Annotated in this window: 18 protein-coding genes; 13 read left to right on the forward strand and 5 right to left on the reverse strand. The window is 73.7% G+C overall.

Annotation, left to right across the window (positions count from 1 at the left end; all coding sequences use genetic code 11):
* The 3 genes from ACZ6Y7_RS30200 to ACZ6Y7_RS30210 all read left to right on the forward strand — a co-directional run.
* Positions 1–473 (forward strand): amidohydrolase family protein (locus ACZ6Y7_RS30200; protein ID WP_465761115.1); only part of this gene is annotated, 473 nt, incomplete at its 5' end.
* A 351-nt stretch (positions 474–824) separates the two neighbouring features.
* Positions 825–1,766, forward strand: coding sequence for an oxygenase MpaB family protein (locus ACZ6Y7_RS30205; protein WP_465761116.1), 942 nt, complete (start codon positions 825–827; stop codon positions 1,764–1,766).
* Positions 1,767–1,999: 233 nt separating this feature from the next.
* A complete protein-coding gene (locus ACZ6Y7_RS30210) occupies positions 2,000–3,352 on the forward strand; it encodes a DUF2254 domain-containing protein (RefSeq protein ID WP_465761117.1) in 1,353 nt (450 codons plus the stop codon).
* 66 nt (positions 3,353–3,418) lie between these two features.
* Here ACZ6Y7_RS30210 and ACZ6Y7_RS30215 read toward each other — a convergent pair whose 3' ends face one another.
* The 3 genes from ACZ6Y7_RS30215 to ACZ6Y7_RS30225 are packed head-to-tail and all read right to left on the reverse strand — an operon-like array spanning position 3,419 to position 7,127.
* Entirely contained in the window at positions 3,419–5,524 is a 2,106-nt protein-coding gene (locus ACZ6Y7_RS30215) for a xanthine dehydrogenase family protein molybdopterin-binding subunit (protein WP_465761118.1), read from the reverse strand.
* On the reverse strand, positions 5,521–6,525 hold the full coding sequence (locus tag ACZ6Y7_RS30220; protein ID WP_465761119.1) for an FAD binding domain-containing protein: 1,005 nt from the start codon (positions 6,523–6,525) through the stop codon (positions 5,521–5,523). Before ACZ6Y7_RS30220 ends, ACZ6Y7_RS30215 begins: the two co-directional genes overlap by 4 nt.
* Entirely contained in the window at positions 6,522–7,127 is a 606-nt protein-coding gene (locus ACZ6Y7_RS30225; RefSeq protein ID WP_465761120.1) for a (2Fe-2S)-binding protein, read from the reverse strand. Before ACZ6Y7_RS30225 ends, ACZ6Y7_RS30220 begins: the two co-directional genes overlap by 4 nt.
* Positions 7,128–7,264: 137 nt before the next feature.
* Here ACZ6Y7_RS30225 and ACZ6Y7_RS30230 point away from each other — a divergent pair, with 137 nt between their 5' ends.
* Entirely contained in the window at positions 7,265–7,681 is a 417-nt protein-coding gene (locus tag ACZ6Y7_RS30230) for a bleomycin resistance protein (protein WP_465761121.1), read from the forward strand.
* Positions 7,682–7,735: 54 nt separating this feature from the next.
* Here ACZ6Y7_RS30230 and ACZ6Y7_RS30235 read toward each other — a convergent pair whose 3' ends face one another.
* On the reverse strand, positions 7,736–10,069 hold the full coding sequence (locus ACZ6Y7_RS30235) for an Orn/Lys/Arg family decarboxylase (RefSeq protein ID WP_465761122.1): 2,334 nt from the start codon (positions 10,067–10,069) through the stop codon (positions 7,736–7,738).
* Positions 10,070–10,444: 375 nt separating this feature from the next.
* Between ACZ6Y7_RS30235 and ACZ6Y7_RS30240 the strand changes: the two genes are divergently transcribed.
* The 5 genes from ACZ6Y7_RS30240 to ACZ6Y7_RS30260 all read left to right on the forward strand — a co-directional run bounded on the left by ACZ6Y7_RS30240 (position 10,445) and on the right by ACZ6Y7_RS30260 (position 16,325).
* Positions 10,445–10,744 (forward strand): DUF4193 domain-containing protein, encoded by a 300-nt coding sequence (locus ACZ6Y7_RS30240; RefSeq protein ID WP_465761123.1) that lies wholly within the window; start codon positions 10,445–10,447, stop codon positions 10,742–10,744.
* Positions 10,745–11,166: 422 nt separating this feature from the next.
* The gene (locus ACZ6Y7_RS30245) at positions 11,167–11,487 is read left to right on the forward strand and encodes a hypothetical protein (RefSeq protein WP_465761124.1); all 321 of its coding nucleotides are present in this window, start codon (positions 11,167–11,169) and stop codon (positions 11,485–11,487) included.
* Between the two features lie 3 nt (positions 11,488–11,490).
* The gene (locus tag ACZ6Y7_RS30250; protein WP_465761125.1) at positions 11,491–13,617 is read left to right on the forward strand and encodes a DUF6571 family protein; all 2,127 of its coding nucleotides are present in this window, start codon (positions 11,491–11,493) and stop codon (positions 13,615–13,617) included.
* Entirely contained in the window at positions 13,617–14,609 is a 993-nt protein-coding gene (locus ACZ6Y7_RS30255) for a hypothetical protein (protein ID WP_465761126.1), read from the forward strand. Before ACZ6Y7_RS30250 ends, ACZ6Y7_RS30255 begins: the two co-directional genes overlap by 1 nt.
* A gap of 453 nt (positions 14,610–15,062) precedes the next feature.
* A complete protein-coding gene (locus tag ACZ6Y7_RS30260) occupies positions 15,063–16,325 on the forward strand; it encodes a hypothetical protein (RefSeq protein ID WP_465761127.1) in 1,263 nt (420 codons plus the stop codon).
* A gap of 66 nt (positions 16,326–16,391) precedes the next feature.
* Here ACZ6Y7_RS30260 and ACZ6Y7_RS30265 read toward each other — a convergent pair whose 3' ends face one another.
* Positions 16,392–17,300, reverse strand: a complete 909-nt coding sequence (locus tag ACZ6Y7_RS30265; protein ID WP_465761128.1) for a LysR substrate-binding domain-containing protein — start codon at positions 17,298–17,300, stop codon at positions 16,392–16,394.
* Positions 17,301–17,557: 257 nt separating this feature from the next.
* Between ACZ6Y7_RS30265 and ACZ6Y7_RS30270 the strand changes: the two genes are divergently transcribed.
* From ACZ6Y7_RS30270 to ACZ6Y7_RS30285, 4 genes are all read left to right on the forward strand, one after another.
* Positions 17,558–18,358 (forward strand): gamma-glutamyl-gamma-aminobutyrate hydrolase family protein, encoded by an 801-nt coding sequence (locus tag ACZ6Y7_RS30270; RefSeq protein WP_465761129.1) that lies wholly within the window; start codon positions 17,558–17,560, stop codon positions 18,356–18,358.
* 86 nt (positions 18,359–18,444) lie between these two features.
* Complete coding sequence (locus ACZ6Y7_RS30275) at positions 18,445–19,122, forward strand: FadR/GntR family transcriptional regulator (RefSeq protein WP_402226123.1); 678 nt, start codon at positions 18,445–18,447, stop codon at positions 19,120–19,122.
* Positions 19,119–20,558, forward strand: a complete 1,440-nt coding sequence (locus ACZ6Y7_RS30280) for an amino acid permease (protein WP_465761130.1) — start codon at positions 19,119–19,121, stop codon at positions 20,556–20,558. Before ACZ6Y7_RS30275 ends, ACZ6Y7_RS30280 begins: the two co-directional genes overlap by 4 nt.
* A 130-nt stretch (positions 20,559–20,688) precedes the next feature.
* The gene (locus tag ACZ6Y7_RS30285) at positions 20,689–21,705 is read left to right on the forward strand and encodes an asparaginase (protein ID WP_465761131.1); all 1,017 of its coding nucleotides are present in this window, start codon (positions 20,689–20,691) and stop codon (positions 21,703–21,705) included.
* The last annotated feature ends 36 nt before the right edge of the window (positions 21,706–21,741 follow it).

The raw sequence follows: 21,741 nt of genomic DNA on the forward strand, positions 1-21,741 counted from the left end.
ACGAGCGCGTCACCGTCGAGCTGATCAACGACGGCGTGCACCTGCACCCCTCCGTCCTCGACCTCGCCTACGGCACCGCCGGCTCCTCCCGAGTCACCCTGATCACCGACGCGATGGGCGCGGCCGGCATGGGCGACGGCCTCTACCCCCTCGGCCCCCTCCAGGTCCAGGTCACCGACGGCATCGCCATGCTCCCCGACCACAGCTCCATCGCCGGCTCCACGCTCACCCTGGACGTGGCGTTCAAGCGCTCGGTGACGGTCAACCACCTGACCCTCAACCAGGCCGTGGAATCCCTCTCCACCACCCCCGCCCGCCTCCTCGGCCTCGGCGACTCCCTCGGCACCCTCGAAACCGGCAAACTCGCCGACCTCGCCGTCCTCGACTCCACCACCCACGACCTGACCGCCGTCATGCGCCACGGCCACTGGATCACCGGCAAGGAGAGGTTCGCCCCGGCGCGGCTCCCGTAGGGCGGTTCACCGGCGGCGGTGCGGCTGCTCCGCCGCCCTGCGCCGGGCTCCGAGCGGTGGGCCGGCCCGGACGGCGATCCCGAGGGGAGGGGAGCCGTCCGGGCCGATCGTTGCCCACCCGGTCCTCGTCTGACCCGGATCCGTCCCGTCAAACCCCCGTGCCGCATGAGCAGTTCGAGGAAGCGCCGGAGCGGGCCGCCGAGACCAGTCACCCGTCCGGCGGGGCCTGGCGGGGGCGGCCCCGACCGCGCCGGACGGTCCGCGGGCGGAGGAGACGCGGTCGCCTGGACCCGGCTCCGGGCCGCCGTCGGCCCCCTCGGTACGGTGAGGGCAGGGCGAGGAGGGGTGGGTATGAGGGGATCGGGGACGGCGACGGGAGCGCGGACGGCGCGGTGGACGCCGCTGGGCGCGCTGCGGGCGCGGCTGCTGGCCGAGATCAACGCGACCGTGCACGGCCCGGACCTGCACCTGGAGCGCTACGACCGGCCGGCCGGCGATCCGGGCCTGTTCGGTCCGGACAGCATGGTGTGGCGGGTGCACGGGCACCCGGCCGGGATGCTGGTGGGCGGGTTCGCGGCGCTGCTGCTGCAGTCCCTGCACCCGCTGGCGATGGCCGCCGTCGACGCGCACTCGGACTTCCGTGTCGATCCGACCGGGCGGCTGAACCGGACGGCCCGGTTCGTCACCACCACCACGCTCGGTTCGACGGCGGCGGCCGAACAGGCGATCGCCGCCGTCCGGCGGATCCACCCCCGGATCAGCGGCACGGCACCGGACGGCCGCCCCTACCGCGCCGACGACCCGGAGCTGCTCACCTGGGTGCACACCGCCGAGGTGGTCTGCTTTCTGACCGGTTACCAGGCCTTCGCCGCCACCCCGCTGTCCGCCGCCGAGTGCGACCGCTACTACGCCGAGGCGGCGCGCGTCGCCGAGCGACTGGGCGCCCGCGAGGTACCGCGCTCCCGTGCCGAGGTGGCGGCCTACCTGGCCGGGATCCGGCCGGAGCTGCGGGTGACGCCGCCGGCCCTGGACGTGCTCCGGCTGCTGCGCGGCTTCGGCCGCAGCCGCCGCGAGCGGGCCGCCGTCCGGGTGCTGACGAACGCCTCGATCGGCCTGCTGCCCCCGTGGGCCCGGGCCGAACTCGCCGTCCGCCGGCCCCGGTCGGTCCGCGCGGCCTGGGACCGCCCGCTGGCCCGGACCGGCGGGCGGATCATGGTGTGGGCCTGCGGCCCCTCCCCGATCCGCGCCGCCGCGCACGCCCGGGCCACCGCCGCACCGCAGCACACCGATTGAGGCCTGGGCAGGCCTCCCGGTGCCGCTGCCGGGTGCCGCGGCCGCTGCCGGCGCCGTCGTCCGGCGGAGGCCGACAGACGGAGACGACAGACGAGCCGGGACGGCGAGCGGAGGCCGACACCTGACGGAGGGTGAGGGCCGTTCGGCCGTATCGCCCGACTTCGGTTGATTAAGGTTGGTACGCGGCCGTCCGAACGGCGCCGCACCGGGCCGGGGTACGGGAGGTGGGCGCTGTGATCCGTGGGGTCCACCTGGAGGCGCAGTGGCGGCGGGAGGCGCTGCGCACCAACCTGTGGGTCGTCCCGATCCTGGAGGTGGTGCTCGCCGGGGCGCTGTTCGCGGGCACCGCCGCGCTGGACCGGGCGGCCTACGCCGGCGACCTGGGGCTGCCGTCCTGGGTGATCAGTGGGACGGCGGACTCGGCGCGGCAGATCCTGGCGGCGATCGCGGCGGCCCTCATCACGGTGGTCGGCGTGGTGTTCTCGATCATGATCGTGACGCTGACGCTCGCCTCCACCCAGTTCGGGCCGCGCATGCTGCGCACCTTCATCCGGGACCGCACCACCCAGCTGACCCTGGGCACTTTCGTCGGCACGTTCACCTTTGCGATCCTCGCCCTGGTCGTCACCGGGCCGGGCCCGAACGGCGACTTCGTCCCGCACCTGTCGATCACCGTGTGCATGGTGCTGGTGCTCGCCGACCTCGCGGTGCTGATCTTCTTCATCCACCACATCGCCACCTCGATCCAGTTGCCCCGGGTGATCGCCAGCATCGCGGCCGAGCTCTCCGAGGCGATCGAGGCGAGCGCGGGCGGCCCGGAGCCGAAGGACGTCACGCGCGGGCCCTCGGCCCAGGAGCTGGGCATCCGGCTCGACACCGAGGGGGCCGCCGTTCCGGCGCCGGCCAGCGGGTACCTCCAGTTCGTCCGGCACCGCACGCTGGTGCGGATGGCCGCCGACCTGGACGCCGTCATCCGGCTGGACCACCGGCCCGGGCACTTCCTGGTCCAGGGCCACCAACTGGCCACCGTCTGGCCGCCCGAGGCGGCGCCCGAGGTGGCCCGCAGCTTCGCCCGCGCCCACGTCGCGGGCTCGACGCGCACGCTCGCCCAGGACATCGCCTTCGCGGTCGACCAGTTGGTGGAGATCGCCATCCGGGCCCTGTCCACCGCGGTGAACGACACCTTCACCACCTTGACCTGCATCGACTGGCTCGGCGAGGGGCTGTGCCGGATCGCCGCCCGCTGGAGCCCGAACCCCGTCCACCGGGACGACGCCGGGTACATCCGGGTGATGACCGCGCCGGCCAGCTACGAGCGGCTGGTCCAGCGCGCCTTCGAGAAGATCCGGCAGGCCGCCCCCGGGATGCCGGCCGTACTGATCCGCCAGCTCGACGCCCTCGCGGAGATCATGACCGAGACGAGGAACGAGGGGCAGCGCCGGGTGCTGCTCGACCAGGCGGGGATGATCGAACGCCTCGGCCGGGAGTCGGTCGCCGAGCCGGCCGACCGGGAGGACGTCCGGCGGCGGTACCTCGCGGTGCTGGCCGCGCACGAGCAGGCGCGGCGGACGGACGGGTCGGCCTGACGGTCACCCGGTCCGCCCCGCGCGCACTGCTCTCGCGCTCACTCTCCCCGCGCTCACTGCCCGCGCTCACCGGCCGGGCCGCTGCTCCAGGGCGGGCAGGACCTTGTCCAGCGTGATCGGGAGGTCCCGCACGCGCACCCCGCAGGCGTGCCACACCGCGTTCGACACCGCGGCGGCCGTGCCGACGATGCCGATCTCCCCGATGCCCTTGGACCCCATGGCGTTGACGTGGGGGTCGTGCTCGGGCAGCCAGTGCGCCTCGATCCCGTCGACGTCCGCGTTGGCCGCGATGTGGTAGTCGGCGAAGTCGTGGTTGACGACGTGGCCGGTGCGGGGGTCGAGCACGCTCTGTTCGTGCAGTGCCATCGACAGCCCCATCGTCATCCCGCCGACCAACTGGGAGCGCGCCGTGCGCGGGTTGATGATCCGGCCCACGGCGAACACGCCCAGCAGGCGGGCCACCCGCACCTCGCCCGTGTCGATGTGGACGCGGGCCTCGGCGAACTGCGCCCCGAAGGCGTGCATCGCGTAGCGGTCGTCCGCCGGCCCGACGGAGCCGGAGGCCTCGGCCCCGTCCGGCGGCTCGGCCCCGTGCGCCGCGCGGAAGGCGGCCGCGGCCTCGACGACGGCCGAGCCCCAGGTCGTCATGCCCGAGGAGCCCCCGGCCACCGACGCCACCGGGTGGTCGGTGTCGCCGATCCGCACCTCCACCCGGTCCACCGGCACGCCGAGCGCGTCCGCCGCGATCTGCGCCAGGGTGGTCCACGTGCCGGTGCCGAGGTCGGCCGCCCCGATCTCGGCCACGTAGCGCCCGCCCTCCCGCCGGATGGTCGCCGTCGACGTCGACATGCGGCTGACCGGGTAGGTGGAGGCCGCGACGCCCGTGCCGACCAGCCAGTCGCCGAGGCGGCGCACCCCGGGCCGCGGATCGCGCCGCGCCCAGTCGAACCGCGCCGCGCCCTCCCTCAGGCAGCCGACGAGGTCGCGGCTGGAGAACGGCTTGCCGGAGCCGGGCTCGACGGCGGGCTCGTTGCGGCTCCGCAGCTCGACCGGGTCCAGTCCCAGGCGCTCGGCCAGCTCGTCCATCGCCACCTCCGGGCCGAACATGCCGGGGCACTCGCCCGGTGCGCGCATCCAGGAGGGCACCGGGACGTCGAGCGCGGCGAGCCGGTGCGTGGTGCGCCGGTTGGCCGAGGCGTACATCATCCGCGCCGGCACCCCGGTCTGCTCGGCGAACTCCTTGATGCGCGAGGTCTGTTCGACGACGTCGAGCGCGAGCGCGGTGAGCCTGCCGTCCCGGTCGGCACCGAGGCGGCAGCGCTGGACGGTCGGCGTGCGGTAGCCGGCGAGGGCGAACATCTGCTGCCGGGTCAGCGCGATCCGCACCGGCCGGCCGGGCACCGCGCGCGCCGCCATCGCGGCGAGCACCACGTTGGCGTGCGGCTGCCCCTTGGACCCGAACCCGCCGCCCACGTACGGGCAGACGACCCGCACCCGCGCCTCGTCCAGACCGAACAGCGGCGCCAGGACGGCACGCGTCGGGTGGACGCCCTGGGTGGAGTCCCAGAGGGTGAGGAACCCGTCACCCGCCGGGTCCCAGAGGGCCGCCGTGGTGTGCGGTTCCATCGGGTTGTTGTGGTACATCGCGGTGCTGTACGTCTCGTCGACGGTCACGGCCGCGGCCGCCAGCGCGGCGTCGACGTCGCCCTCGGCGGTGTCGGCGGGGAAGTCCGGATTCACCTTCTCGGGCGTGTACAGGTCGTCGCGGTCGGCCCGCAGCTCGACGTCGTGCGCCCGTGGCGCGTAGCCGACCCGGACGAGAGCGGCCGCGTGCCGCGCCACCTCGGAGCTGTCGGCGACGACCAGGGCGACGACCTGGCCGCGGAAGGCGACCTCCTCGTCCTGCAGGACCGCCAGCTCGCGGTCCTCGGTGGACAGGCGTTCGGCGGTCGCGGGGGTGAGTACGGCGACCACGCCGTCGAGTGCCTCGGCGGCGCTGGTGTCGAGTTCGGTCACCCGACCCCGCGCGATCGTGGCCTGGACGGCGTGCAGGTACGCGGCGCCCGCCAACGGGGCGTCACCGGCGTAGCCGGCGGTGCCCAGGACCTTGACCGCCCCGTCCCGGCGCGGCAGATCGCGGCCGACGGCGTCCGGCTCGCTCGGGAACGTCATGGGGAGTCCTCTCCTGCCAGGCCGCGCAGGGTGGCGGCGAGGGTGCGGCGCAACAGCGGGATCTTGAACGCGTTGCCGCCGTCCAGTCCCTCGGCCGGCCGGGCGTCGGCCAGTTCCGCGTCCGCGGCGTCCCGGTAGCTCCGCTCCGAGGCCGGCGCGCCGCGCAGCGCCTCCTCGGCCCGGTACGCGCGCCACGGCGCGTGCGCGACACCGCCGAACGCGACCCGCGCGTCCACGACCACGCCGTCCTCGACGTCGAGCGCCGCGGCGACACTGACCAGCGCGAAGGCGTAGGAGGCGCGGTCGCGCACCTTGCGGTAGGCCGAGCGGCGGGCGATCGGCGCGGCCGGCAGGTCGATCGCGGTGATCAGCTCACCGTGGTCCAGGACGGTGTCGCGTTCGGGTGCGGCGCCGGGCAGCCGGTGCAACCCCGCGAACGGGACGGTGCGCTCCCCGGCCGGACCGAGCACCCGCACTTGTGCGTCGAGCGCGGCCATGGCCACCGCCATGTCGGACGGGTGGACCGCGATGCAGTGCTCGGAGGCGCCGAGGACCGCGTGGTGCCGGGTCCACCCGCCGATCGCGGAACAGCCGGAGCCGGGCTCCCGTTTGTTGCAGGGCGTGGTGACGTCCTGGAAGTAGGCGCAGCGCGTCCGCTGCAGCGGGTTGCCGCCGACGGTGGCCATGTTGCGCAGCTGTCCGGAGGCCCCCGACAGCAGGGCCTGCGACAGCACCGGGAAGCGCTCGCGCACCCGCGGATCCGCGGCGAGTTCGCTGTTGGCGACGCCCGCGCCGATCCGCAGACCGCCGTCGTCGAGCTCCTCGACCTCGGTGGACAGGACACCGGCGAGGCCGACGACCAGCTCGGGCGCCACGACGCCCAGTTTGAGGTGGTCCACCAGGTTCGTCCCGCCGCCGAGGAACACGGCGCCCGGGTTCCCGGCCACGCTGCGCACGGCGGCCGCGGCGTCGGCGGGGGCGAGGTAGTCGAACGGCTTCACCCCGCCACCTCCGTGCCGGTCGCCCGGGGGGTTCCCGGCGGGGAGGCGTCCGCCCGCGGGGCAGCGGAGGCCCCGGCCGCCTGCCGGACGGCGGCCACGATGTTGACGTAGGCGCCGCAGCGGCACAGGTTGCCGCTCATCCGCTCCGCGACCTCGGGCCGGTCCAGCCGGGGCGCCCCCGGGCCCTCGGTCACCGCGCTCGGCCAGCCCCTGGCGAACTCGTCGATCGCCCCGACCGCCGAGACGACCTGCCCCGGGGTGCAGAAGCCGCACTGGAGGGCGTCGCAGTCCACGAAGGCCCGCTGCACCGGGTGCAGGCCGCCGGCGGAGCCCGGTGGTCCGTCGCCCGCGGCCGCGCCGGCGGCGAGCCCTTCGGCGGTGACGACCTCGGCGCCGTCCTGGGTGACGGCGAGCGTCAGGCAGCTGAGCACGCGCCGGCCGCCGGACAGCACCGTGCACGCGCCGCACTGCCCGTGGTCGCACCCCTTCTTGGGGCTCGTCACCCCGAGCCGCTCGCGTAGGGCGTCCAGCAGCGTCGTGCGCGTGTCGACGGTCAGCCGACGCGCGGCCCCGTCGACCCGTACGGTGATTTCCCTGTGCATCGCACGAGCGTCCCCGGCGCGGACGACGCCCACACGCCGCGCGGCGCCGCGTCACACCCCCGGCGGCGGCCGCGCCCCGGACGGGCCCGCGCGCCCGGCACGGGCCCGGTGTCAGCCGGATGCCCTAGGGTGGCGCCGTGGACGAGAACGGGAAACGCCTCGAGTACGCGGTACCGGTCCTGCCCAGCCGGGACCTGGACGAGACCTCGGAGTTCTACGCCCGCCTGGGCTTCCAGCCGCGCGGGCGCTGGGACGGGGAGGGCGGCGAGGGCGGCGAGGACGGCTACCTGATCGTGGTCCGGGGGACGGTCGAACTGCACTTCCGGCACGACCCCGGTGTGGACCCGCTGACCACGGCCGGCGGCTGCTACCTGCACGTCCGGGACGCGGACGCGCTGCACCGGGACTGGGCACGGCTCGGCGTGCCGACCGACCGGGCCACCGGCAGCCGGCTGATGCCGCCCACCGACACCGGCTACCGGATGCGGGAGTTCGCGCTGGTCGACCGCAGCGGCAACCTGCTGCGCATCGGCAGTCCGTCCGGGCGGCGCTGAGCGCCGGCGCCGTCCGAGGCGGGGCCGCCCGGTCGGGCGAACCGCCTCGGACGGTCACGGCTCGCGGACGCACTCGATCAGGTAGTCGCCGGTGGCCGGGTCGATCGTGACGCCGTGGGTCTCGCTGCGGAACCCGGGGAACTGCCGGTCGAACTCCTCGAGTGCCCCGAGATAGCGCAGCAGCGGCCCGCCGGGGGCGCCGACGGCCTCGCCCGGCATCAGCACCGGGATCCCGGGCGGCGTCACGGTGACCATCGCGGCGGCCACCCGGCCGGCGGCCCGTGCCAGCGGTAGCCGCTCGGTGCCGCCCCGGATCAGCTGCCGGTAGCAGTGCTGGGGCGGCGCGACCGGCTCGGGCAGCTCGCGGAACGCCGTGTCGAGGGCGTCGATCAGTTCGGCGCCGGTGAGGTGCTCGTGCATCTGCCGGCACAGCTGCCCGAGCGTCAGACCGGTGTACCGGTGGGGGTACTGATCGACGAGGCCGGGCAGGACGCGGTCGAGCGGTGCCTCGCCGTCGTGCAGCGCCTTGAAGTCCATCAGCGCGTCCATCAAGGTGCCCCACTTGCCCTTGGTGATGCCCATGGAGAAGAGCACGAGGGTGCTGTAGCTGTCGGTCTTCTCCACGACGATGCCACGGCCGGCCAGGTAGGCGGTCAGGATCCGGGCGGGAACGCCCCAGTCGGACGTCCGTCCGGTGGCCGTGACGCCGGGGCAGGTGAGCGTGACCTTGATCGGGTCGAGCAGGCAGTACCCCTCGGTGAGGCCGGGGAAGCCGTGCCAGTCCGCGTCCGGTTCCAGGTGCCAACAGCTCGGTTCCCGGCTCAGCAGCGCGGCCGGGGCGTCCGCGAAGTCGAACCGCTCGCCGGTGGCCGGGTCGGTGACGGCGTCCGGTTGCCAGACGCCGAAGAACCAGGCGGGCCGGTCGCCGGCGGCGGCGATCCGTCGTGCCGTCCGGACGACGGCCTGACGGAACCTGATGGCCTCGGTGACGGCCTCGTCGATCAGCCACTGCCCCTGCGGGCCGTCCATCATGGCCGTGGCGACGTCGAGCGAGGCGATCCCCGGGTAGAACGGCGAGGTGGTGCCGTGCATCATGAACGCCTCGTTGAACCGCTCGTGCTCCACCGGCGCCCGGGGTGCGGACCGTACGTGGACCATCGCGCTCTGGGAGAGGGCGGCGAGCAGCTTGTGTGTCGACTGGGTGGAGAAGACCGTGGGCCGCAGCGGGTCGTCGAAGGTCTCCGGGCCGACCGCCATGCCGTAACGGCCCTCGTACAGCGGGTGGAAGCGGGCGTAGGCGAACCAGGCCTCGTCGAAGTGCAGCCGGGGCGCGCTGGGCGCGAACGCGCGGGCGGTCCGGACGGTGTCGTAACAGAGGCCGTCGTACGTCGAGTTGGTGATCACCGCGTACTGCGCCTGCGGGTCGACGGCGCCTGCGGTCAGCGGGTTGGCCGCGATCCTGGCGCGGACCACCTCGGGGTCCGTCCGGGTCGGTGGCAGCGGTCCGGCGAGTCCGTACCCGTTGCGGGTGGGCACCAGGTAGACCGGGCGGGCGCCGGAGATCACCAGCCCGTGCAGCACCGACTTGTGGCAGTTGCGGTCCACCAGGGCGATCTCGTCCCTCGCGACGCTGTAGTGGCCCACCATCCGGTCGGCCGTGGAGTCGCCGTGCAGGACGAAGTAGGTGCGGTCGGCCCCGAAGACCCGGGCCGCGTTGCGCTCGGCCTCGCCGATCGGGCCGTTGTGCTCGAACAGCGAACCCAGCTCACCGACCGAGATGGACAGGTCGGTGCGGAACAGGCGCTCGCCGTAGTAGTCGAAGAACGCCCGCCCTGCCGGGGACTTGAGGAACGCGACGCCGCCCGAGTGGGCGGGGGTGTGCCAGGAGTACTCGTGCGCGTCGTCGAACCGCTGCAGCGCTTTGAAGAACGGTGGCAGGATGTCGCTGCGGTAGGCCCGCGCGGCGGCCTCGACCCGGCCGGCGACGAAGGTCGGAGTGTCCTCAAGGGGCCAGATGTAGCCAGTCACCACCTCCGACACCCAGAGCGGCAGCGCTTCGAACTCCTGCTCCGAGTCGTCCGGCATGACGAGGAAGGAGGGGAGGTCCTTGAAGCGGCGCCCGATCGTCCGCAGCACGTCGGCGCCCCCGTCCTGGGGACCGACCGGTCCGCCGCCGGGCCCGCCGGGGGCGAGGTCCCAGGCGACGACCGCCGCGGCGATCGCCGCCTCGGTCTGCAGCACCGCCCGGGCGTCGCGGGCGGTGGAGGCCCACCGCACATCAAAGCCGCGGTTCTCCAACTCCTTTCCCACTCGGCGGAGTTGCTCGCCGGCGGCACCGGACCGAACCGGCCCCTCGTGCAAAGCCAGGAGGATCGCGCTCTTACTCATCGGTCACCGCGCCTCTCCCCACCCGGGGACTCGTGGACGTCGCGCCAGTATCGGAGCGTCCGGGCGGTGCCACCGGCCGTACCCGACCGGTTCGCCCGAACGGGTGGCGTGGCCCTCCGCGCACGGGGCGCCGCCCGGGCGTGCGCGAACCGACCCTTGCGCCGTCGTGCGCCGGGCCCGCAAGCCCGGGCGCGGCGGGCACGCCGAGCGCGGCCGCCACCGGCCCGTCGTGCGCCGACGGGCCGCCACGGGTGGGATGGTGGTGCGCCCCACGGGCCGGATCGGGCGGGAACACGCGCCGGGGCGGTACCCTCCGGGGCCGGCGGGCGGCACGAGCCGCCCGCCGTGAGCGACACCCGACGAGGAGACGCCACCGTGGCCACCGACTACGACGCCCCGCGCGACACCGGCGACGAGAGCAGTGACGACAGCATCGAGGCGCTGAAGAACCAGCGGGACGACAAGCAGAGCTCCGCCGTCGACGTGGAGCCCGAGGCCGTCGAGGGCTTCGAGCTCCCCGGCGCCGACCTGTCCGGGGAGGAGCTCACCGTCCGGGTCGTACCGCTGCAGGACGACGAGTTCACCTGCATGACCTGCTTCCTGGTCCACCACCGCGCCCAGCTCGCCGGCGAGGACCGCAAGGGGCAGCCCATCTGCCGCGACTGCGCGTCCTGACCGTCGGCCGCCGGCGACGGCGGGGACGGTGGGGACGGCGGGCGGGGCCGGCAGGGGAGCGCCCACGCCGGCCGGCCCGGAAGCGACGGCGGTCCCGCGCGGACGGAACCCCGTGGGACCGCCGACAGGGCTCGACGGCCGGTCGGCCCAGGCCGTCCTGGTGAGGGTGTAGACGACGTAGACGCCGCGCTGGGAGCCGGATCCCTGCGGCCGGGCGGTCGGCGGCGCGGCCCCACGATCCGGCTGAGCGACGCCCCTCGGTCGGTCCGGTCCGTCGAGGACGGCGTCGGGCGTCGTCCGCCGCTCTTTGTATGATCGCGGCGGTGGGGCGTCAGCGCCGGACGGGGTGGGAGCAGGATGGCCGGTCCCGGACCGGTGCGCGGTCGACGCCTCGCGAAGTGACGTCGTCGACGGGGGAGCGCGTGAGTAGACCTGCAGCGAGCGGGCAGTTCAGTCTCAACAGCCAGGCCATGCACGGTGCGGTGGCGGCGCTGAACGGGATGGCGTTGAACAACCCGGCCGTCGGTGGGATCGCCGACGAGTCGACCGACGCCGCAGCGACGGCGCACAGCGGGTGGGACACCGCGGGGGCGCTGCGGGCCGCTCTCGCCGAATGGCACGAGCAGGTGGGCCAGTTGACGGGGCGGCTGCACCAGAACAGTGCGGCGATGGAGCAGACCACCTTGAACTACCACGGCACCAACATCTCCATCGCCGACGCGCTCAAGCCCAAGGAGCAGTGAGCGATGCTGGGATACGAGGACGTCCTCAAGGCGAACCCCGGCACGCTCGCCACGGCGGCGGCCAAGTGGCGTGAGATGGCGCAGAGGTTCCACACCGTGGAGACCGACTTCGATCAGAAGGTGCTCTCGGTGACCCGCGACGGGCTGTGGACCGGCGGCACCGCCAGTATGGCGAACTTCCAACTGGTGCTCACCAAGGGGCAGATCACCGCCGCCCAGGTCGAGGCGAACGCCGTGGCGTCGCTGCTGGACGACGCGAAGGCGGACTTCGAGGCCGCCCAGAAGCAGGTCCGCGACGCCGCGGACGGTGCCGTCAAGGCCGGATTCAAGGTCACCGGCACCGGCGTCGCCGTCCTGGACACCAGCACGATGGACAAGGCGACCCTGGAGGCGCTGCACCACGACCGCGAGACCCAGGACGCCTACAACGAGGCGGCGGCCACGTGGACCAAGGCCATCGAGGCCGGCCTGCAGGCGGCCACCGACGCCGACAAGCGGGCCGCGACGGCCCTGCGCAGCGCGTCGAAGGCGGGCAGCCCGGACAACACCTTCAACGGGCAGGCGATCGGCGGCGGGGACGCCGCCGACGCGCAGCGTGCGGCCGCGCTCGCCACCCGCATCGACAGCCTCAGCCCCGAGGAGCGGGACCAGCTGGCGAACCTGATGAAGGCCGACGCGGACAGCCCGCAGTTCTCCCGGACGCTGCTCGACAAGCTCGGTCCCGACGGCATGCTGAAGCTCGCGCAGCAGCTCGACTCGCCCGGCGACGACGGCGGGAAGAAGGCCTCCTACCCGGGGCTCCGGACGGACCTGACCCGGGCGCTGGCCTCCGCGACGCAGGACCCGAACAGCGACTTCTACAAGAAGTGGCGCGAGTCCATGAAGGGCGCCGGGGACAAGAACTTCGGCTCCAACACCGAGCCGGTGTACGGCTACCAGATCCTCACCACCCTGATGACCAAGGGCAGCGGGAAGTACTCCACGCCCTTCCTCACCGACCTCGCCGACGACATCACCGCCACCGAGAAGGACCACCCGGGCCTGTGGAGCTACCAGGCCAACCACACCGGCACCGCTCTCGGCGCCGACCCGCTGGACAACGTCCTGACCGTGATGGGACGCCAGCCCGAGGCCGCGACGGCCTACCTGGACCCGGGAGCGGACGGCTCCAACAAGCGCCTGCACTACCTGCTGAAGGACCGGCAGTGGCCGGAGGGCTACCTCACCGGCTACACCACGGTCAAGATGCCGGACCCGCTCGCCCAGAGCGGTCTGGCCGCCGCGATCGAAGCCGCCGCCACCGGCGAGCCGGCCGGCAGCGCCCACGACGGCAAGCACACCGAGGCGCAGGCCCGGGTCATGCACGACACGATCACCACCCTGGACGAGGGCCAGGGCGGCGACACGATCAAGGACACGCTGCGGAAGCCGCTCGCCAACGCCCTCGCCGACTACGTCGGGGACACCCATGAGCTTCTCAACGGGCGCAACGACGTCTACAGCCCGCACACCGGGCACGACTCCGTCTGGAAGGACGGCGACACCGTGCGGATGGCCGTCGGCCAGGACAGCCTGGTCCGGGTCATGCGGGGACTCTCGGACGACCCGGCCGCCTACGGCACGCTGCACCAGGCGGAGACCGCACGGATCGCCCAGGACCTCGCGAGCCTCGGCCCCCACCCCACCGAGGCCCAGATGAAGGCACGGATGGACCAGGGCGCGACGGTGCTCGGTACGTTCGACGCCATCCGGGCCGACGCGGCGATGGACATGCGTGACGACAAGAACGCCCAGGCCGACTGGAAGGCCAAGATCCTCTACCACACCGTCGGCGCCCCCATCACCCCGATCCCGGTGGTCGGCGACGCCGCCCAGCGCCTGGTCGACACCTGGACCTACGAGGTGAGCCTGAACGAGAAGGACCAGAACAACGCCGAGGCCAACGCCAAGATCTCGGACACCTACCTGGAGGGCAACAAGCAGATGTCGGACATGATCGGCATCTGGGCCCGTGAACGCGGCATGAATCCGGAGGACGACGTGATCAACGGGCTCCAGGACGACGCGCTGAACTCCCGTAACCGCGGGAGCGTCCAGGCCGGCCACTACCTCGGCCGGGGCAACGCCTGATGGCCGCCGCCCGCACCTCCCGCCGTACCGCCGTCGCCGCCGCCATCGCCCTGGCGGTGGCGGCCGCGGCCGCCCTGGGCCTCTGGTGGACGCTCGGCCGGGACGACCCCGACCGCGACTGCGCCGGCCTGCGCACCGACGACCGCATCCGCACCGTGCTCGGTCCGGCCTGGCGCTCCGACCTCTCCTGCACCGACCTGGCCGTCAGCCTGCGCCGCGCCACCACGGGCGACCAGCCGGGCGTCCACACCCTGGAGCAGGCCCGTGCCATGCGCGCCGTCGTCCTCACGCTCGCCGACCGCACGGACCACCACGTCCACCCGGACGTCCGCCGGCCCCTCGCCGAAGCCGTCGCCGACTACGCCGCCGACACCCACGCCGTACTGACCCTGGTCAACGACACCTACAACGTGCACGACAAGCCGAGCAGTGACGCCTGGCAGGACGGTCAGGGCGTCCACTTCGCCGTCCAGCAGCGGGAGTTGGTGCCGGCACTGCGCGGCCTCTCGGAGGACCCGACCGCCTACGCCCTGCTGCGCGCCGCCGACCTGCGGCAGGCTGCCGCAGGCCTCGCCACGGTCAAGCCGAACCCGGCCGACGCCCAGATCGAGAACCAGGTCGGGCTCGCCGCCATGCCCGCCGGAGCGTACGACGCGATCGCCGACGACGTGGTGCGCGAGCGCGGCGCCGACTCCCGACGCGCCTGGGAGAGCGAAGCCCTGACCCGCTTCCGGGCCGCCAAGGCCGACCCGGTGCCGGAGTACGGCACCGACCCGGTGGGCCACCTGACGGCCACCTGCCTCGACCGGATCGACCCCAAGGGCGCGAGCCTCTACGTCCAGCTCAAGGACCAGACCGTCTGCCTGCTCAACCGGTGGTCGGCGTCCTCGGGCGCGAGCCTCGCCGAACCCGAACTGGGCGTCCTCGGGGACCGGGCGCTGAACCTCACCGTCACCGGGCAGCAGGAAGCCGAGCGGGCGCTCGCGCCGTAGCGTTCAGGCCGCCCCCACGAGGTCGGCTCGCTCGCGGAACCGGTCGACCTCGCCGCACCGCCCGATGCGGTCGGGAACGAGGGCCGAACCCCGGCTCGGCCCTGCCCGGTCGGACCGCCTCCACGGCATCTGTGGGGGCAGCCCGACAGGACAGGGCCGAGCCGGTGGTTCTGGCGGCCCGGAACCGGAACCGCCTGCCTGTCTTGCTGTCTGACAGGTTCACAGGTCGAATCATGCGCCGCAGCGCGGCTTCGCGTCAAGGCCGGGCCCCGCGCCCCGCCCGTGGGGAGCGTCCGCGCTCCGGAGCCCGCCCGTCGCCGATTCCGCTCGTGTACGGACCCTTCGGGGGCGACACGTCCACACCTGATCGGATTTGATCGTTCGGCGGTGCGCAGGGCAGGCTCGGTGCCGCACAGTGGCGGAACCGCCACGGTCCGGCACGGAGGGAGCCGCATGTCCGGGACCGAGCACAGCAAACCAGCAGCCCACCTCGTCGTCGGCTACAGCCCGCAGGACGGCTTCGTCGCCGTCCAACTCAACCCGCCCCCGGCGGAATACGTGTGGCACGACCGGCAGGCCGAGCACCGCGAGGAGCGGTACGGGCCGGGCAACGCCTACCACCAGTGGCTCGCCGTCGACGCCGCCACCGGCGCGGTGTGGTTCGGGGACACCGACTGGCGGGGCCGGGGCGAGGACGCCGGCTCCTGGCTCCCGGGACACCGCCGGGCGACGGTCGGCGACGGCGCGCTGCCCTCCCCGGCCGTGTTCGCCGTCCTGCTCACCCACCGCGCCGTCGACGACCGGGGCTCCGAGACCTGGCGGTTCTTCACGGCCGAGGAACTCCACGCGCTGGCCCGACGGGTCCTGCCGCTGGTCCAACGGGTGATCGGTTCGCTGCACCGGGTGGGTCCGGACGCGGACCTGGAGTGGTCGGCCGAAGCCGCGACGGCGTGGGTCGATCTCGAACAGGCCTGCCGGTACACGCTCGACGCCGGGGGAGCGGTGGTCTGGGCCGAACCCCGGATGAGCCCGGTGCCCGCCTGGCGGGTCGAAGTGGCGGACTTCCTCGACCGGAATCCCGAGCTGTGCGACCCGGCGTGGGCGACGGCCACCGACGCCGAACTGGACGAGTACGCCGCGTACCGGCCCGATTCCGGCTACGCCGGCGTTCCGGGGCGGATGTGCGCCCCGGCGGGCGTCCGGATCGAGGAGGGCTACACCTTCTACGGTCACCGCGCGGCCCTGTACGCCTACCGTGCGGCCGCCTGCGGCGACCGCACCCCGGTGGAGGCCGGGCTCTGGCTGCGGACCAGCGATGCCGGACGGCGCAGCTGGGAGGGCGCGAAGGTGGTGGGAGCGAGTCTCGCCGACGCCCCGGACTGCGTGTTGGAGCACCTTGCCGAGACGTTCCGCGGCGCCGCGGCCGAGGACGGCGTCGTCCTCACCGGCCTGCCGGCCTACCTGCGGCGGCAGCGGGCCGAGGAGAGGGCGGCGGTCGACGACACACTCGCCGCCACCGGGGAGGAGCTGAAGCGCCTGGAGGAGTTGCTGAAGGAGGTCCGTCTGGTCCGGAACACCGTCCTGACCAGGGTCCTCAGCTGGACCGACGGTCGGGACGACGAGGCGATCGCCGGTCTCGCGGCGATGTCCCCGGCCGCCGTGGCCGAGTGGCGCGAGCGGCTCACCGCCGACCAGGGGGTCGGGTCGGAGGCCTGAGGGCTGCCCCCGGGGCCGGCCCGCGGGCCGGCCGGCGACGCTCCGGACCGTGCGGCGGCGCCCCGCTCAGGAGAGGGCGGCCTGCGCCTGTGCGGCGAGCATCCGTTCCAGGGCCAGGAGGGCGCGCGGGGCGTGCCGGGTGTCGATGCGGACGGTGTAGATGAACCGCGTCAGCTCCGGGTCGGCGAGGGGGCGCGCCACGACCTGCGCGCTGCCCGGGGGCAGTGCCAGCCGGGGCATGACGGCGACGCACAGGCCGGCGGCCACGAAGCCGAGCACGGTGTTGAAGTCGTCGCCGTCGTAGTCCAGGCGGGCCTGGAAGCCGGGAGTCCTGGCCATCTGGGCGAGCAGTTCCAGGCGCAGGGCGGCCTCCGGGGCGGCGATCCAGGTCTCCGAGGCGAGGTCCGCCAGGGCGATGACGTCCCGGTCGGCGAGGGGGTGGTCGGCCGGGACGACCGCCACCACCGGGTCCCGGGCGACCAGCAGCCGTCGCAGCGTCCGGGGCGGCGGCACCGGGATGAAGTCGTAGTCGTACGTGAGGGCGAGGTCCATGTCCCCCCGCTTGAGCCGGCCGTAGCCGGCTTCTGGCTCCACCTGGGACAGGCTGACCCGGACGTCGGGGTAGGCCGTGTGGAGCTCGGCGAGCGCCTGCGGGACGATGCCGGCGGCGGAGGAGGCGAAGGCGCCGAGCCTGATCCGCCCGGCCGTGCCCGCGCGCATCGCGTCGAGTTCCACGGAGGCCGCCGCCAGGGCGCTCCGGACGCGCTGTTCGGCGTCGAGGAGGACCGTGCCGGCCGGGGTGGCGCGCACCGGGCGGCGCTCTATCAGGATGAGGCCGGCCCGGCGTTCCAGTTCGGCGATCTGCTGGGAGACGGCGGGCGCGCTGTAGCCCAGTTCGCGGGCGGCGGCGTTGAAGGAGCCGTGGCGGACCACGGCTTCGAGGGTGGCGAGCAGCCGGGGGTCGAGTCTCTGCACCGAGTTAACGCTCACTTATCTGTCGCGAAGATGTCTTTTCTTGTGCTTAAGCGTGAACGGCAGCAGGATTCTTGCTCGCGGCCCGGATGCGCAAGCCCGGGACCGCGGCCCGCCCCCGCCGTCGTCGGGTGCCTTCGCGCGCCCGCCGGGGCCGTGCACCCCCTCCTCCGCAGCCCGCCCGCCACCGCCTCCGTCGGTCGGGCTGCGGGGAGACGGCCGTCGACGGTCGAATCCCTTCACCCCCGGAAGGACGTGGTATGCCCAAGCCACTGATCGGACTCACCACCTACCTCGCCCACGCCCAGTGGGCGGAGTGGGAGTTGCCCGCCGCGCTGCTGCCCGCGGCGTACAACAGCTGCGTCCAGGCGGCGGGCGGCCGGGTGGTCCTCCTGCCGCCGGACGATCCGGAGGCCGCGGCCGATGTCGTCGCGCGCCTGGACGGGATCGTCCTGACCAGCGGTGAGGACGTGGATCCCGCACTGTACGGGGCGCAGCCGCACCCCTGCACGGGACCGCCGGTGCGCGAGCGCGACCGGTGGGAGTGGGCGGTGCTGTCCGAGGCCCTGGCACGGGACATGCCGGTGCTCGGAGTGTGCCGAGGGATGCAACTGCTGAACGTGCACGCGGGCGGCACGCTGATCCAGCACCTGCCCGAAGCCGTCGGCCACCACGGGCACAACCTGCACGGCGGGCACTTCTCGCCGCACGCCGTCACCACCGTGCCGGGGACGCGGATCGCCGCGCTCCTGCCGGGGACGCGGCAGGTCGCCACGCACCACCACCAGGCGGTGGAGACCCTCGGGGCCGGCCTGGTCGTGGGCGCGCGCACGGCGGACGGCACGGTCGAGGCGATCGAGAGCACCCGGCACCGCTTCGTGATGGGCGTGCAGTGGCACCCCGAGATGGCCTTCGACTCGGCGGTGGTGCACGCGCTGGTGGCGGCGGCCAGGTCGACTCCGCCTCCGCCTCCGCCTCCCACCGAGGGCCGCGCCGGCGAGCGCAGGGTCCGGGTCCGGCGGAGTGCGCCCGGAGTCACCGGCGCGGCAGCGGTCTCTTGACACCGCCGCTCTCCACCCCGCAGGATCAGCCCGTGAACCTGTCAGACAGCCAGACAGGTGGAGGAGCCCCGCGGCGCGTCAGCGCGATGGAAGCGGTCTTCGGCCACCTGCGCAACGCCATCGAGCAAGGTCAGTACGCCGTGGGGGACAAGCTCCCCTCGGAAGCGGAGCTGTGCCGGACCCTGGAGGTCAGCCGGCCCGTGCTGCGGGAGGCGCTCCGCGCCCTGCAGGCCATGGGCCTGACGGTCTCGAAGACCGGCAAGGGCACCTTCGTGGTGGCGAACGCCGTCGAGGACCCCACCTTCGGCGACTACGCGGCCAGCGACCTCCTGGAAGTGCGCCGCCACGTCGAGATCCCCGTGGCCGGATACGCGGCACTGCGCCGGACCCCGGAGGACCTCGACCACCTGGCCCACCTGCTCGACCGGATGGAGCGGGAGACCGACACCACCGCGTGGGTCGCCCTCGACACCGTGTTCCACCTGGCGGTGGCCGAGGCCTCCGGCAACCCGGTGTTCCGCCGGGTCATCGAGGAGATCCGTGACGCACTGGCGCGTCAGTCGACCTTCCTCAACGAACTCGGCGGTCGGCGCGAGCAGTCCAACTGCGAGCACCGGGCGATCGTCGAGGCCCTGATCGACGGTTCCGAACCCGACGCCGTCGAGGCGATGTCCCACCACCTCCACCGCGTGGAGGCCACCCTGACCGACATCGTGCGCCCCCAGCGGGCGGACACCCCGAGAGAAGGCAGAGCCGAGGCGTGAGCGAGCAGTTCCTCAAAGACGAGAAGCGCCCCACGACCCGTCACGTCGACGCCGGAGACACCGGCTACAGCAAGTCCCTGAAGGCCCGGCACGTCAACATGATCGCCATCGGCGGTGCGATCGGCACCGGGCTGTTCCTCGGCGCGGGCGGCCGGCTCGCCGACGCCGGGCCCTCCCTGTTCGTCGCGTACGCCGTCTGCGGCGTCTTCGCGTTCCTCGTCGTCCGAGCGCTCGGCGAACTCGTCCTGTACCGCCCCTCCTCCGGCGCCTTCGTGTCGTACGCCCGGGAGTTCCTGGGGGAGAAGGGCGCGTACACGGCCGGCTGGATGTACTTCCTCAACTGGGCGACCACCGGCATCGCCGACATCACCGCCGTCGCCACCTACACCCACTACTGGCACCTGTTCTCCGACATCCCGCAGTGGGTGATCGCGCTCATAGCCCTGGCCGTCGTCCTCACCGTGAACCTGATCTCCGTGCGGATCTTCGGCGAACTGGAGTTCTGGTTCGCCATCGTCAAGGTCAGCGCCCTGGTCGTCTTCATGGGCATCGGGATCTTCCTGCTCGTCACCCAGCACCCGGTCGACGGCACCGTCCCCGGTCCGTCCCTGATCACCGACAACGGCGGCATCTTCCCCAACGGCCTGCTGCCGATGCTGCTGATCATCCAGGGCGTCGTCTTCGCCTACGCCTCCGTCGAACTGGTCGGCGTGACGGCCGGGGAGACCGAGAAGCCCGAGGAGATCATGCCGAAGGCGATCAACTCGATCATGTGGCGGGTCGGCCTGTTCTACGTCGGCTCGGTGGTGCTGCTGTCGATGCTGATGCCGTGGAGCTCGTACAGCGCCGGCCAGAGCCCCTTCGTGACGGTGCTCTCCCACATCGGTGTCCCGGCGGCGGGCAGCGTGATGAACCTGGTCGTCCTCACCGCGGCGATGTCCTCGCTCAACTCCGGCCTCTACTCGACCGGTCGCATCCTGCGCTCCATGGCCGTCAACGGATCGGCCCCGCGCTTCACCGCCCGGATGAGCCGCAGCCAGGTGCCCTACGGCGGCATCCTGCTCACCAGCGGCATGTGCGTGCTCGGCGTCGTCCTCAACTTCGTCGTCCCCGCCGACGCGTTCGAGATCGTGCTCAACCTCGCCGCCATCGGCATCATCGCCACCTGGGGCATGATCATGGTCTGCCACCTGCTGTTCTGGCGCAAGACCCAGGCCGGCGAACTGACCCGCCCCGCCTACCGGTTGCCCGGCTCGCCCTGGACCGAACTCCTGACGCTGGGCTTCCTGGCCACCGTCCTGGTCCTCATGTACGCCGACGGCGGCGCCGGGCGCACCACCGTGCTGTGCGTACCGCTCATCGCCGCCGCCCTCGTCGCCGGCTGGTACGCGATCCGCGGACGCATCGCCCGCGTCGCGGCCGGCACCGACGACTGAACGACGACCGAACGACGACTGAAGGACGACTGACACCGGACGGCCCGGGCGGACGCGGAGCACCCGCGCCTCCGCCCGGGCCCGTCGCCCGCAGGTCAGCAGCCCCCACGCCACCCCGATCGAGGCCACCATGCTCACCAGCCCCCTCGCGGACGCGCCCGCGATCCGCGAGCCCCACCACGCGCCCGTCGCCCACGTCACCCGAGGCGGCGTGGTCGAGGGCATCCACTACGGCTCCGTCGTCGTCCTCGACGCGGACGGAGGCGTCCGCTTCCGCCTCGGCGACACCGAGGCCGCCTGCTTCCCGCGGTCCGCCCTCAAGCCCGTCCAGGCCGTCGCCATGGTCCGCGCCGGACTGCCGCTCGACGGCGAACTGCTCGCCCTCGCGATGGGCAGCCACTCCGGCGAGGAGCGCCACCTCGCCGGCGCCCGACGGATCCTGGCGCTCGCCGGCCTCACCGAGGACGACCTGCGCAACGTCCCGGACCTGCCGTACGGCCCGGCCGTCCGCGACGCCTGGATCCGCGAGGACCGCAAGCCCACCCGGCTCGCCCAGAACTGCTCCGGCAAGCACGCCGCGATGCTCCACCTGTGCAAGCTCAACGGCTGGCCGCTGCACGACTACGACGCCCCCGGGCACCCCCTCCAGCGGATGATCGCGGACGTCGTGGAGGACCTCACCGGCCAGCGCATCGCGTGCGCCAGCGTGGACGGCTGCGGCACCCCGCTGTTCGCCGTCTCCCTGCACGGCCTGGCCCGGGCCGCCGCACGGATCGCCACCGCCGCGCCCGGAACCCCCGAGTTCCGGGTGGCGGACGCGCTGCGCGGGCATCCGGAGATGGCCTCCGGCGCCGGAAGGGACGTCGCCGAACTGATGCGTGCGGTCCCCGGGTTGATCGCCAAGGACGGCTTCGAGGGCGTCCAGGTCGCCGCGCTGCCGGACGGCCGCGCCATCGCCCTGAAGATCGCCGACGGGGCGAACCGGGCGCGCGTCCCGGTCGCGGCCGCAGCCCTGGCGCTGGCGGGAGTCGACCCGCGGCTGCTCACCGGGTTCGCCGGGGAACCGGCGACCGGCGGCGGCCGACCCGTCGGCGGCGTGCGGCCGGTGCCGGCGCTGGACCCGTCCGCCCAGCTCTCCCCCGCCTGACCCGACCCACCCCCGCGAGAAGAGGACCCGCCCACC

The organism is Kitasatospora sp. NPDC053308, assembly GCF_055585785.1.